Annotated in this window: 7 protein-coding genes; all 7 read right to left on the bottom strand. The window is 38.3% G+C overall.

Annotated features, from left to right (window positions below; translation table 11 throughout):
* Positions 1 to 26 precede the first annotated feature (26 nt).
* The gene (locus MWH30_RS01510) at positions 27 to 2000 is read right to left on the bottom strand and encodes a hydantoinase/oxoprolinase N-terminal domain-containing protein (protein WP_248662275.1); all 1974 of its coding nucleotides are present in this window, start codon (positions 1998 to 2000) and stop codon (positions 27 to 29) included.
* Positions 2001 to 2048: 48 nt separating this feature from the next.
* Complete coding sequence (locus MWH30_RS01505; RefSeq protein WP_248662274.1) at positions 2049 to 3500, bottom strand: trimethylamine methyltransferase family protein; 1452 nt, start codon at positions 3498 to 3500, stop codon at positions 2049 to 2051.
* A 66-nt stretch (positions 3501 to 3566) separates the two neighbouring features.
* Complete coding sequence (locus MWH30_RS01500; protein ID WP_248662273.1) at positions 3567 to 5042, bottom strand: trimethylamine methyltransferase family protein; 1476 nt, start codon at positions 5040 to 5042, stop codon at positions 3567 to 3569.
* Between the two features lie 50 nt (positions 5043 to 5092).
* Complete coding sequence (locus tag MWH30_RS01495; protein ID WP_248662272.1) at positions 5093 to 5725, bottom strand: cobalamin B12-binding domain-containing protein; 633 nt, start codon at positions 5723 to 5725, stop codon at positions 5093 to 5095.
* Positions 5726 to 6041: 316 nt separating this feature from the next.
* A complete protein-coding gene (locus tag MWH30_RS01490; RefSeq protein ID WP_248662271.1) occupies positions 6042 to 7859 on the bottom strand; it encodes a sigma-54 interaction domain-containing protein in 1818 nt (605 codons plus the stop codon).
* A gap of 18 nt (positions 7860 to 7877) precedes the next feature.
* Complete coding sequence (locus MWH30_RS01485) at positions 7878 to 10454, bottom strand: gluzincin family metallopeptidase (RefSeq protein WP_248662270.1); 2577 nt, start codon at positions 10452 to 10454, stop codon at positions 7878 to 7880.
* 92 nt (positions 10455 to 10546) lie between these two features.
* Complete coding sequence (locus tag MWH30_RS01480; protein WP_248662269.1) at positions 10547 to 14383, bottom strand: PAS domain S-box protein; 3837 nt, start codon at positions 14381 to 14383, stop codon at positions 10547 to 10549.
* Positions 14384 to 14454 lie beyond the last annotated feature (71 nt).

Here is a 14454-nt window from a genome sequence, read left to right as displayed (position 1 = left end):
AGTTAAAACAAGTCTCAAATTTTCGTTTAATTTAGAGCCGGTCTACCCATAGCTACTATTTCTACTCTACTTTCCAAATACATATCTTCTTTTCCCTGCCCAGCTGAGAGACTACTATATACATCTTCGTGTTCTACAGATACTTCTAAATCAACTGCTCCTGATCTGCGAGCTTTAGTTTTAACATATTCAACTCCCTTTTTTTCAGCATAACTAACAGCTTCTTCTAAATGAGCAAAGTTTTCTTTAATCCAAGGAGCATGGAGTAGATAACCGCTTCTTTGCCCAGGTTTAATCAGTATTTTAACCCTTTCCACTATTTGACCGGTTATAGTTCCTACCGCATTAGCTACTGCAGCGTGAGGGGGAATTTCTAAATCGGTATTCAACCTCTGAGCTACTGTAGGAAAATAAGCTTTAACTGGAGCTCCAATAGCAACTATAGGTAGTTCCAGTTCCACAAAAAAGTTTATTAATTCTTTCTCTGTCGAAGCAGGCTTCTTTAAAATTTCTGTCAATAAGAATTCTACTTCTGAGTCAGTAACAGATTCTAATTCTATCCCTTGGGCCGATAATAGACTTTGCAAGATTACTAAAGCTAATCTATAATAAATCCTTTCCTGTACCTCGTTAATAAACTCTTTGTTTTCACTCCTATGACGCTGGGCAGCTATTTCCACTCCTAATTCGGCCATCTCACATTGCCAACACTCCATTTCCCCTAAGAAATGAAGTATATCGCTCGGAGTGAGACCGGCTCGATGAACAGCAGCCACATTTACTAAGCGCTCCCAAGGTAATAAGTTAGGATCTTTATCTAAAATTTGACCTAGTCGATAAAGAGTGTGCGGCTGTTCCTTTATCACCTTCAAAATCTCTTTTTCGGTTCTAGTTAAGTCAACTCGATAGGACTCTTTGATAAAAAAGAGAATATCGCTAGGTTGAGAGTTAACTGGAAAATACTCAGCTTGCTTAACCTCTCTTAACTCTGCCAGTAAATGACTATACTTATCGCCAGCCCAACTTAAGGGAAATACTCGCTGAGGCCCTATTTCCAAAGCACCTTTTTTCGAAACCTGTATCCGACTATCACCGCCGATACCAATAGTCTCCATATCTATAGCCTGAACTCTTGTCAACCAACCCCCAACTTTAGCTCCTGCTTCATTAAGACTAGGGCTACCCTGCTTTAATAAGGCTACATCGGTAGTAGTTCCTCCCATATCTACCACTACTGCATCTTCCAAATCAGTCAAATAGGTAGCTCCTACTAAACTGGAAGCGGGCCCGGAAAGTATAGTTTCAATCGGTTTCTCTAAAGCTACCTCTTTACTAACTAAACTGCCATCTCCTTTGACAATCATTAAAGGAGCAGTTATCCCCCGAGCCGCCATGCTCTCTTCAACTGCCTCCACCAGCTCAGCAATAATCGGTATTAAACGAGCATTTAACACAGCTGTTGCTGTTCGTTCATAGACTCCTAAAGAAGAGGTTAACTCATGAGCACATACTACAGGATAATCGCTTAATTCCTTAATTATCTCCTTAACTCTCTCTTCATGTTCCGGATTACGAACACTGAGATAACCAGAAACGGCAAAGGCATCTACTTTTTCCACTAATTGGGCCACTATTTCTTTAACTTCTGAGCAGTCTAACTCTTCTTTAATGCTACCTTTAATATCGTGACCACCCTTAATCTCAGCTATATGCTCCGTAGGTAACTCTTCTTCAGCTTCAAAACCAATCAAGATTAATCCTACTTCACAGCCTTGACCTTCAACTATAGCATTAGTAGCTAAAGTTGTAGATAAAGAAACCAGCTTAATCTGCTGATAGTCTACCTCTGCTAAATTATCAATACATTCTTTAATTCCCAAGGAAAGGTCCTGTCGAGTAGTAAATGCTTTAGCCTTGCTTAATAATCTTCCTTCATCTATATCGATTACTACTCCATCAGTATAGGTTCCTCCGGTATCGATTCCCAAAGCAGTCTGCATAGAAATCCTCCCAACTTCAATCCAAGGCTCTCTAACTTTAGCCAGTATCTATAAGTTATCCTCTGCTCGCTTGACAATTGCAGCTATCTTCTCCTCTACCTCAGCCGGCAAAGGCTCAGGTTCATAGTTTTCTAAAATATCAATTACCTTGTCGTTAGCTCGTTCAGTTAAGGTTTTTTCTCCGTTCTTTACCCATTCTCCATACCTAGTTCGTCTGAATAAATCAGGATACCAAGTTTCCTTTTTAAAGTTATCCATAGTATGCTGATGAGCTAAGAAGTGACCTCCGGGCCCGACTTCATCGATCACATCCAAAGCCAAAGTTTCCTCAGTAACTTCAATTCCCTTCACGACTCGCCTAGCCATACCGATTAGATCATCGCTGATTACTAAGTTTTCTAAAGAACTAGCATTGCCGTGCTCAATATAACCTACATCGTGGTTTAAATTAGCTCCTGACTGCGCCGTAATCAGTATCGACAGTGCATCCTCAATAGCAGCTTGCTCATCCACCACCTTTGAATCGGTACAGCCACAAGTACCAAACATAGGAATTTCCAAATAATGAGCCATATCTGCCAAAGCAGCCTGCATTAAGTTAAACTCCGGTGCTCCATAGGAAAAGATAGTAGTCTCCATATCCATAATGGTAAAGACTCCGCCCATGATAAAGGGATTACCTTCGTTAACCTGCTGGTTAAGCACTAAACCGCTTAAGCTCTCCGCTAAACCAGTAGCCATAGCTCCCGCTAAAGTAGCCGGCACTGTTCCGCCCGCCATAATGCAGGGAGTATAAACCACCGGTAAGGACTTCTGACCGGCTAAGACTAACTTAGTAGCAGCATCGTTATCGTGCTGCAAAGGTGAAATAGGTTCTGCATAAAGAGTCATAAAGGGCTTTTGTCTTAATTCGTCCTCTCCTCCGGCTACTGCCTCACACATCTCAATAATATCGGCATAACCATCGACATCGGTAGCAGTAGTTACAATCGGTTTAGAGGAGTTTAAGATCTGGGCCTGGAACTGATGTCGGTCATAAATAGGCTGCGGTACATCCTGCACAATTCCCAAAGACATCACAAAGTCCAGATTAGCTAAGGCATCGATCACCTTAGTAGCCATAGCTACCGTTTCTTTGCTAGCCTTCTTCCGTTCTTGAGTATAAGGATCGATAAAGAAAGGAGTATCAGAACCAGTACCGAAGTAAGCATTATTCCCTTCCAATCTCAAAGCCGGCTGCTTAGACCTACTATTATATAAGGTTACTCGGGACGGAACAGTTCTTAAGGCCTTCTCTACCAACTTAGTAGGAATCCTAACTCGATTTCCATCTACATAACAACCAGCATCCTCCATAATCTCCAACGCTTCCTGATAGTGATAGACTACGCCCGTCTGCTCTAAAACCTGCATTGCTGCCGATAAGATCTCCTGACACTGCTCATCGCTCAGCACCTCTAAGACAGTTGAGGCATTAGCCTTTAAGTTACTATTTATCATAAACTAATCTCTCCTTTCCAAAGATATCCACCATCACTGTCAGCTAAATATATAATCAACTCCTCCTTACTTCTTAGTCCGCTGCCTTTCTCTTTCTTCAGCTCGAGCAACTATTCTATCCAACTCCTTAAGCACAGCATCGTCCAAAGGCTCAGGCTCATGTTCAGCTAAAATACGTTGGGTCTTTTCTATAATCCGCTCTCCCATAGTAGTAGCTCCAGCAGCCTGCCAACCGCTATAGCGTTGACGATTTATTAAATCGGGGAACCAAGTTTCATTTTTAAAATGCTTACTGGTATGTTCTTGGCCTAAGAAATGCCCACCCGGGCCCACCTGATCTATTACTTCAATAGCTAGATGCTCAGCATCAACCTTAATTCCTTCCATAAATCTCTTCACCATGCCGATAATCTCATCACCCATTACCAGCTGATAAAGAGAACCAGTAGAACCATACTCAGTATAACCCACATCGTGAACTACATTAGCTCCAGCTTGAGCAGCAATCAGAATACTCATAGCTGCTTCCCCGGCTGCCTGCCCATCTAAAGTACAGGAATCGGTACAGCCAGCAGTACCAAAGACCGGAATCTCCATATAGCTAGCTACTTCAGCAATCCCAGCCTGCAAAGCTAAAAACTCCGGTGAACCATAGGAGAAGACCGTAGTATTCATATCCATAATGGTATAAACTCCACCCATAATAAAGGGATTGCCTTTATTCAAATGCTGATTAGCTACTAAGCCGACTAAACTATCGGCTACTCCCAAAGCCAAAGTAGCAGCCAAGGTAGCCGGCGCAGTTCCACCGGACATTACACAGGGAGTATAGATAATAGGTAGCTTATGCTTGCCAGCATAGGTAGCCTTAGCAATTGCCTCTTCCGAATGAACCAAAGGCGGCGTCGGTTCCGAATAAAGAGCTATAAAAGGTCTTTTCTGTAGCTCCTCCATTCCTCCAGCTACTACTGCTGCCATCTCTATAATATCCTCGTACTGATCTATATCAAAGCCCCAGTGAAAGATCGGTTTAGTAGTATTGCGCACCATAGCGTCGAAAGAATGGATATCGGAAATTCCAGTCTGTACATCTTTAGGCGTGCCTAAGTCCATTACGTAATCGATATTAGGTAAGTAATCACAGGTCTTAGCTACATCTACCTTATCCTCTTTTTTAGGATCACGTCTTTCTCCAGTATGAGGGTCTATATAGTAGTTGTTAGTGGGCCCGGGCCCGAAATAAACCTTATCTCCTTCCGCAATTATCTTTCGCTCGCCATTCCGATCGCAAAAAACAACTCTTGAAGGTGCAGAATTAACTGCTGCTTGAGTAACTCCCGAAGGAATCCTAACTCTATTATCCTCAACCCAACAGCCTGCATCTGCCAAAACCTCTAAAGTCTCTTCATCGTGAACCACAGCTCCCGTTCTTTCAAGAATCTCCAAGGCTGCTAAGTAAATTCTTTCTCTTTCATTTTCACTTAACATCGAAAAGTTGACACTCTGATTTGCCATATAATTAGCTCTTACCATCTCTTCCATAAGCTAATCTCCCCTTTCTACAAATATCTAGCTAAGCAATGATCAATTAATTAATCAATTAACTCTAAAACCTTATCCTTAGCAGAAGCTGCATCAGGTGCCCAAGCATCAGCACCAATCTCTTCCCCAAAATCAGGAGTTACCGGTGCTCCGCCAATTATCACCTTCAATGAGTCACGTAAGCCTTCTTCCTCCAACAGCTCTATAGTATTCTGCATCTCCAGCATAGTAGTAGTCAATAAAGCACTCATCCCTAATACATCCGGCTGATGCTCCTTAACTGCTTCTACAAACTCCGCTGGGTCTACATCGATCCCTAAGTCCACTACCTTCAAGCTAGCACTTTCCATCATCATAGCCACTAAATTCTTACCGATATCGTGTAGATCACCAGCAACTGTACCTAAAACTACTGTTCCTACCGTAGAAGTATCTCCTTCAGCCAATAAAGGTTCTACTAATTCCATTCCACCTTTCATTGCTTTAGCCGCCATCATTACCTCCGGTACAAACATATCTCCTTCTTTAAAGCGTTGTCCAACTATGCTCATTCCATTAATCAAACCCTGATTGATAATCTCCTTAGGTTCTGCTCCACCATCAATAGCCTCCTGAGTTAACTCCGCTACCTCATCCACACTACCAGCAATCACTTCTTCACTTAACCTCTCAAAGTCTGCCATTAGTAACTCCCCCTTTTTGAAGTTATTGATAATAAAATTATAAATATTCTGACTTTCATTATTTTAAAAATGCAAGTATTATTCCAAAACTTAATATTTCTTCAAAAAGTCTGCTATAAATCCAAATTAACGCTCTTAAAACTCTATATTTAACTTAAAACTGAACTCAGCACAGCTAAAAAACCAAATCAACCCCTATTAACACTAACTAGCTTAGTAATTTAGCTTAAAAATATAAAATATCTATCTCAAAATGAGATAGATATTTTTTCAAAACTCTATTTTCTTTATTAAAACAAGGCTTAACGGCCTTTTTCTAACTTTGAGAACTTGTCTTAAATTGAGAAAAATCAATTTCAAACTCTTTAAGCTTCCGATAAAGGGTAGCTCTACTAATTCCCAAAGCAGCAGCTGCTTTTTCTTTAGCCTTACTACTAGTTCCATACTCCTGCAAAGCCTTAATTATTGCTTGGCGTTTTAACTCATCAAAAGTTGGAACAGTTGAACTAGACTTTATTTCTAAATCACAATCAACAATCCTTTCCGGTAAATTCTCCTTAGTTATATAGTTAGCAGTAGCAATATTAACTGCATACTCAATACAGTTTTCTAACTCCCGTACATTACCTGGCCAAGAGTAATTCAAAAGCTGTTTTTTAGCTCCAGCAGTAAAGCCCCTGATATTTTTATCTAAACGATCAACATATCTTTCTAAAAAGAAATGGAGCAATAAATTAATATCCTCTTGTCGTTCTCGTAGCGGGGGAATATAAACTGGAATCACATTTAACCTATAAAAAAGATCCTCTCTAAAGTTACCTTCCTTAATCATCTTTTCTAAATTACGATTAGTAGCAGCAATTATTCTCACATCTACTTCAATCTCTGCAACTCCCCCTACTCGTTCTATCTTTTTATTTTCTATTACCTTTAATAGCTTTACTTGAAAACTTAAAGGCATATCACCAATCTCATCTAAAAAGATAGTTCCTTGATCAGCCAATTCAAACTTACCCGGCTTACCCCCTTTTTTAGCTCCAGTAAAGGCTCCCTCCTCATAGCCAAAAAGTTCTGCTTCCAATAAGGACTGAGGGATGGCTGCACAGTTGACATTAACAAAGGAAGCATCTCGCCTACAGCTTTCTTGATGAATAGCTTCGGCAAACATCCCTTTCCCGGTACCACTTTCACCCTGTATCAAAATAGTAGAATCAGTAGTAGCAACTCGCTTCATTTTTTTCTTTATCTTTACCATTTGATTGCTAGTCCCTTTAATCTTAGCAAAGGTAGTCTCTTGATCCTCAGCTATAATCTTATTAGCCAACTCCTTAATCTCTTTCAGCTTCCTAAAGGAAATAGTAGCTCCAATTATTCCAGTTTCACTTTTGATTAAAGTAATATTACAGAGCAGTTTAAACTCTCTATTTCCCTGCCGATAGTTTATCTTTCTTTCAAAGTACTGCTTAGAACTATCAAGCATCTCCAAACCGGAAAATATATCTTCCAGTTCTAAACCAAAAAAAAGAGTATTAATATGCTCTCCTTCATATTCAGAGTCAATCAATAGTATCTCTTGAGCTGACTGATTAATATGAGTAATCTTCCCCTGAGCATTAATGGCCACAATTCCTTCATGAACTGAGTTAATTACTGCTTTAAACTGATCAGCCATCACCCGCATCTGATTCCGTATCTTCTTTTCACCTAAAGTACTACCGATAAATGTAGAAACCTTATCTAAAAAAGTAATTAATTTAGAGCTATTATTAACTAAATTCATCTGCTGCTGACCATTAAAGGCCATTAAGGAAATACTGCCTATAACCTGCTCCCTAAAAATAATCGGAGACATAATTACGGCCCACACCGGACAGTCCTCTTTATCTACGCAGTCAGAACATATCTCACTCTGCTTAGGATTCCTAACTAACAAAGACTCTCTCCTCGAACTAGATATTAAACGATGAGTCATAGAACCCGGGCCGTACTTAATACCTATTTCCTCTCTATACCGACCAGTACCAGCTATAACCTCTAAGTTATCATCGATAATAGCTACTTCATAGTCCAAAACTGCTGCAAAAGCATCGGCTACTTGCTGAACAAAGATCTGCATTTCCTTTAAGTTAGGCATATAATCCCCTTTCTTAATTTAAAACTCCATCTTTACTCCCAAATAAGGCCGAGCCTCTCCTTCCGAATAAGATACACCTAGCTTAGGTACCAAATAAAGCCAGTTTCCAGCTCCAGCCTCAAATAATAGTTCATAACCATAAGCAACAGACTCCGAATCAAAATCAGCATAATCTACAAAAAGACTACCGTAAACATCAGCAATAAAAAAGTTAGGATTCCAAGCACCCTTACGCAGTTCAAATAATTTATGTATATAGTCTACACTCAAAGTATGGCCCTGAGCTTCTTCAATAGTGCTAGGAGCAAAACCTCGCAACTGTTTATCTTTATCAAAATTCTCAAAATAACTACCTTTAAATATCAAACTACTTTCTTCTCGTAAATACTTATAATTAAACTCACTATTATAACCATCATTAGCTATATTATATTGAAAGTATAAGTCCAAATCATGGCGAGGATAAGTAAAGTTTAGATTTAATCCCGGAACTGAATCATCAAAATTCGTGCTATAATCCAGCCAAGCACTAGCAAAGCCTTCACTTACTGATTGATAAAGCGGATAGGCTGCAGCTAAATTTGTTTGGCGTCCCTCTTCCTTTTTGATATTACTAACAGATACTGCTAAAGGACTAAAAACACGCGAAGTAAAATGAAAATCAAAACCCTCATATTGAGAATAGTTAACTGTATAAGAGTTACTTCCTAACGCATCACTTCCCGCTAAAAGATTTGGAAAAAATCGGGTATGAGGTTTAAATAAATAACTCAAATTTTTAATCTTCCCTGATTCCTGTTCAGCAGTTAAGTCTAAGTCTGTTAACTCCGGAACTTCTTCATTCCTTTGAATTTTTTGTTCCTCTAGCTCCGTTACTGAATAAGGAGTTTTTACTTTATCCTTTTTATATAGATTCTCTCCTTGAGAATCTATACTTACAAAATAGATATCATCTCCATAAGGAACCCCCTGCCGAGCATAATCGCCCTGACTAAGTTTAAATAAGTCTTCACTGAGCAAATCATACTGATAAAGAGCATAGTGCCCCTCATAATTAGCTTCAAAATAAAGTTGATCTTCAGCTACCATTATCGAAGTTTCAGCCCACAAAGTATCCACCAGCGGCTCCAACTCTAGGTCAACCCAATGTAAAAGATTAATACTCCAGGTAGTAGAGCGATCTTGACTGACTACAATTAAATCACCTTGATACTCCCTCAACTCAGAAATCAACTGCTCTGTTTCTCCTAATTTCTGTTTACCTTCTGCTTCACTATAACTCCAAAGTTCAGAACCTAAAGTAGCAGCGCTATCCTGAGCATAAACTACTTCTCCTGCTGCCAATACTGTAAAATCTTTAAAATCAGCAGTTAATAGTCGTTCCTGTTCACCAGTACTTAAATCATAAGTATATAAAATATTCGTTACTCCTTTACCTAATTGACCTACATTAGCATAGTCCTCACTAATCCCTTGTACAGAATAGTATAACTTAGCATCCACCACCTCAATACTGCCGTTACTTTGAGCACCGTGCTCCACTAGCACCTGCTCCTCTCCAGTCTGCGGATTATACTCTATTAACTGCACTAAAGGTTGCGAATGCTGAAAAGGGTAAGAGTTTAAGGAACTCCGTCTAAAATAATATAATCTATCTTCAGTAGCAACTAAACTGTTTAAGCTACTTCGTTGATAATCACTAAGTTGCTCTCCAACTATCTCCCACTGCTGATGTTTTTCCGTCTCATAAGCCTGCCACTCGGCAAATAACTCAGCAAAGCTACTTCCATAAACAGTCTTAGCAGCACTATCTAAGCCCATCCTGGGGAAAAAATTGCCCATAAAAGGAACCCAGTGATAAGAACCATAAACATTAAAAAAATCAGCAAACTTATCCTCACCATAAGTATCGGCTAAATAACGAAAAAAGGTAGCTCCATAAAGATAAGGATGTCCTAAAGGATAATGATCGTGCATATATGTAGATTCAGCCAAAGAAGGAAGTTCCCCAGCCTGAGCTTTACTAGCCAAAACAGCATCGTAATAACCATCATTTAAACGACCTTCATAATCACTAAACTGTGATTCACCATAAACAGCTATTCCTTCTATCAACCACAATGGAGAATGTAAGTTAGGAGAAAAAAGATTCCCGAATAAAAAAACATTCATAGAACTCTGCCCAGAGTGGTTATTTAAATGGCCAATATGAGTCAGTTCATGAACTCCTACTAATCTAAACCAGTTTTCATAGTTAGCTAATCCAGAACTACTCTCCGGTTGATTAGTAAAGATACCGATTTTATTAGTAATAGGGTCAGCATAACCATTAGGCTGCATCCCAATATCCTCTATCACCACCTTGGTTTGAAAATCTCCCTCGTTTCCTGTTAACTCCATCACCTCTGCTCTATGTTTTTCTAAGTAATATAAAGTTTCTTCAGCTTGTCGTTCATAACCCTCAGGATAAAAAACTACAAAGTGCTCCGATTCATAGTAGTTCCAATCTCTAACAGCGGCCTCTACTCCATCAGCAACAAACAGAATAAAAAATAAAATTAAAACTATAAAAAACACCTTAGTAAAATCTTTCATCAATTCAACCCCTCTTCAACTACTATAGCAATATTCTATATTTAACCAAAGTTATCCTGCTTTACTTAGCAGTTCCGTCAAAATATAATGGGTTAAGAATTAAGTAAGCTTTCTACTTTTGCTGGAAAAGATTCGAATTTTTCCTTTAACTTTTGTAGTTCAAAGTTATTAGCATAAGTTTCTAAAGCTTGAGCATATTTAGCTAACTCTGTAGCCTGATGCTGCTTAGCTAATTTATATAATTGCTGAGCAAAGTCTTCAACTTCATTAATTACAAAAGCTTTTTGTAGCTCTTCAAATTCCTCTTTAAAATCATTATTTAAGCTTCTCTGCAATTCAGTTAAATTAACTATTTCTTCTAAATTTTCCGACTGCTCATCAAGCTCCTCCTGAACAGCAAAGTCTAGATATTTAGCTAACTCTCTATTCAACTTATCATCCTCTATCGGCTTAGCAATAAAACCATCAAAACCAACTGCCTTAGCTCGTTCCCTTTCAGCTTTAGTAGCATAAGCAGTAAGAGCAATTATAGGCATCTCCAAACCTTTATCTCTAATCCTTTGCTTAGCCTGGTAGCCATTAACTTGAGGCATCTTAATATCCATCAAAATTAACTCTGGTTCAAACTCCACTGCCTTAGCTACTCCTGTTGTACCTGAAGCTGCTTCTATTACTGTCAAACCTTTATTTTCTAACTTAGTCTTTAGGAGTTTGCGATTAGAATTTACATCATCTACTACCAAAACTTCTGCTCCAGTAAAATAAATATTCTCCTTAAAATTTTCTTCTTCATCTTCAGTTGTAGCTTCAACTATATTTACCTCTGGAAACTCCAGTCTGAAAACTGTCCCTGCTCCTAATTCACTATCTAAGGTAATCTTACCACCTAACAATTCTGTTAAACGCCGGGTAATGGTTAAACCTAAGCCTGTCCCTTCGTAATCTTCAATTTTTTGTCCTTTTTGCTGAGTAAAGGGAGCAAAAACTCTTTCTTGGTCTTCTTCATTTATACCTATTCCGCTATCCTCAACCTCAATAATCAGCTTTAGTTGCTCTGCCTTGGATTCTGCTTCTGTTTTTACAGTTATCTTAACATGGCCTTGTTGAGTAAACTTAATAGCATTACCAATTAGATTTAATAAGATCTGTCGTAATCTACCTTCATCAAACTCAATTAAAGGCAATGAAGATTCATAATCTATCATCAAACTTAAGCCTTTCTCTTCAGCCTCCTGTAAAAATATCCGTTCCATATCATCTAAAAGACTTTTGAGATCCATTACTACTAAATCTACTTCCAAAATCCCAGCTTCTATCTTGGAAATATCTAAAATATCATTTATTAAGTTTAATAAACTTCTTCCGGCAGCCTTGATGGCCTGTAAGTGGGCCCGCTGCTGGCCATCCTCCACCTGTGACTCCAAAATCTCGCTAAAACCAATCACTGCATTAAGTGGAGTCCTAATTTCATGACTCATATTAGCTAAAAACTGTGACTTAGCCTTATTAGCTGCTTCAGCCTGACTTAGTGCTTCTTTAAGCTCCGTAATATCCCGTGCAACCCCCTGTATTTCCTCCACTTCTCCCTCTTGATCTACAATAGCATAAACCTTCCAATTAAACCAATTTAAACCTTCAATAGTCTCTAATCTAATCTCAAATTCTGACTTAAAGGGCTTATCTGTTAGCTGTTTAAACTCTTCTTTAAACTTAGACAGATCGGCTTGGTATATATAATTTGCAAAGCTGCGACCTAGTAACTCCTTGCGAGACTTACCTACAGTTTCACAGAAAATATCATTAACATAAGTACACCGACCTTCCAAGTCTAAACGAACAATCAAATCCTGCTGAGCTTCAACTAAACTTTGATAGCGCTTTTTAATTTTTTTAGCTCTTTCTTCAGCCCGCTTTCTTTCAGTAATATCAATTCCAATAGACTGAAACTCTAAGAATTCTCCCTCTTCATCATAAATGGGATAATCAGTCCACTGCTGCCATCTAATTTCTCCTTTAACTTCGGCTTGATGCTGATAAGTTATTGGCTCTCCCGTAGCAGCCAACTCCTCTAATTGAGCTAAAACATGTTCATGGTCTTCACTAGGAATTAAATCTAAAAACTTATTTCCAATCAATTCCTCTTCAGTTACTCCAAAATAGTCTAAATAAGCCTGATTAGCAAAGGTTAAAGTAGTATCGGGATCGAAACGACAGATCATCTCCTGCTGACTATTCACTATATTACTATATAACTGCCGGGACTTAGCTAATTCCTGCTCTGTAAGCTTTAATTCAGTAATATCATAAGCAATTCCGTCTAAACGAACTATCTGTTCTTCATCATCTAAAATAGGGATTACAAAGTTTTTAATCCAGACTACCTCTCCCTGGGCTTTAATTACCCTATGCTCAGTTTCCACCCCTTCTTTACTTTCGTATAACGATGTCTGTTCTGCTAATACAAAGTCTACATCTTCAGGATGTATAATCTCCTGCCAAAGTTCAGGCTGTTCATAAAACTCTGCTGCTGAGTAGCCAAATAGTTGTTGACAAGAATCAGAAACATAGCTCAATTCATCAACCGATAAATCCTGTGACCAAAATACTATTCCTACTTTTTCAAAAACATTCCCTAATCGTTGTTGATGCTTCTCAATTTCAACCACCATATCATTAGCAACCTCAATAAATTTATTCAACCAAGCTCCTAGAGTAAGTACTTCGTCCTTACAAACTCGCTGATAAACCTTGCATTTTTGACAGGACTGATACTCACCGTTAATGATTCGAGGACAAACTATCTCTCTCCCAAACTTTGGAGCATAACTACCCACCTCAAACCAACATAGAGTCTTACCTTCCTCATACTCCGGACAGTCCGAATTATCGCAGTTCATCAGCTCTACACAGTCCACTTGCTCTATAGGATAATAGTTTTTCAGATTACCTAAAGAAGCCTGAGTTAACACTTCCTTAAATCTATCTAGAGGTTCAAATACATATTCTATTAATTTAAAAACAATTACCGCAGTTACTAACAATACGGCTAAGGTTAATATGAATACATTTCCGCCAGTCTGACTCAATAAGCTTAAAACTTCTTTTCTATCCTGAATAATCTTCAAATAACCTATAACTTCATTATTAAAATCTTTAATTGGGAATAACAAAGTAGCCTCAGAGCCATTAGCAGACCGTTTAATTTCTTTCTCACCTTGCTTTACTCTTTGAATTACTTCTGTATCAACCCGCCAGCTATCTTCCTCAACAGTAGCAACTAATCTATTATCTTCAACTTCAAAATTCTCCAATTTGGAATCTATATTATTTTCTCTGAAAGTGTATACAATATATTCTCCTCCAAAATCATCTTTTAACTCCTGGATAAAGCCTGTCCCAAACTCTGCCCCCAATTCCACTGAACCAATATGTTGCTCCTCATAAAAAACAGGTGCTACTGCTCTAAAACCATAACCTCCCACTCCCCCCTCCAAACCAGTAGTCAACTGTTGAGTCCGATTAGCTTCATTAACCGTATCTCTAAACCCACTCAAATCATCATCAAACTGAGAAGGTAAGTGCATTCTCAAAAAGCTAGTAGAATCTGGTAAATGAAATTGAAATTGATCAAAGCTATCTTTAATTGAATCATAGGTAGGAGCCAAAAACTGATAGAGTTCTTCTCTTTGACCAGCAGCAAATATTCGCTGAACTTCTGGATTATTAGCAATACTCAAAACAGTAAGTTCGGCCTTTTCAAGCTGTTTAGCCATCCTTTTTTCAACAGTATTAATTATTGCATTATACTGTCGATTTTCATTAACTTCAACTATGTTAATAACCTGTCCTCTTATATAAAACAAAATAATTAACGATAATATCAAAATACAGGCTGAAATTAAAATAAATAATTTCTTTTTTAAGCTCATTATACTCCCCCTAACTGACCTCAATTTAAAAATATAAATAGTCTACTAGCCTTTAAACTATCCTTTGATAA

It is taken from the genome of Fuchsiella alkaliacetigena, from assembly GCF_023227765.1.
GTDB lineage: Bacteria > Bacillota > Halanaerobiia > Halobacteroidales > Acetohalobiaceae > Fuchsiella > Fuchsiella alkaliacetigena.
This window is presented reverse-complemented; position numbering and strand designations above follow the sequence as displayed.

Excerpts from the sequence above, each read along its gene's own strand:
- MWH30_RS01510 (WP_248662275.1), bottom strand. The coding sequence starts at position 2,000 with ATGCAGACTGCTTTGGGAATCGATACCGGAGGAACCTATACTGATGGA.
- MWH30_RS01505 (WP_248662274.1), bottom strand. The coding sequence starts at position 3,500 with ATGATAAATAGTAACTTAAAGGCTAATGCCTCAACTGTCTTAGAGGTG.
- MWH30_RS01480 (WP_248662269.1), bottom strand. The coding sequence starts at position 14,383 with ATGAGCTTAAAAAAGAAATTATTTATTTTAATTTCAGCCTGTATTTTG.
- MWH30_RS01490 (WP_248662271.1), bottom strand. The coding sequence starts at position 7,859 with ATGCCTAACTTAAAGGAAATGCAGATCTTTGTTCAGCAAGTAGCCGAT.
- MWH30_RS01495 (WP_248662272.1), bottom strand. The coding sequence starts at position 5,725 with ATGGCAGACTTTGAGAGGTTAAGTGAAGAAGTGATTGCTGGTAGTGTG.
- MWH30_RS01485 (WP_248662270.1), bottom strand. The coding sequence starts at position 10,454 with ATGAAAGATTTTACTAAGGTGTTTTTTATAGTTTTAATTTTATTTTTT.
- MWH30_RS01500 (WP_248662273.1), bottom strand. The coding sequence starts at position 5,042 with ATGGAAGAGATGGTAAGAGCTAATTATATGGCAAATCAGAGTGTCAAC.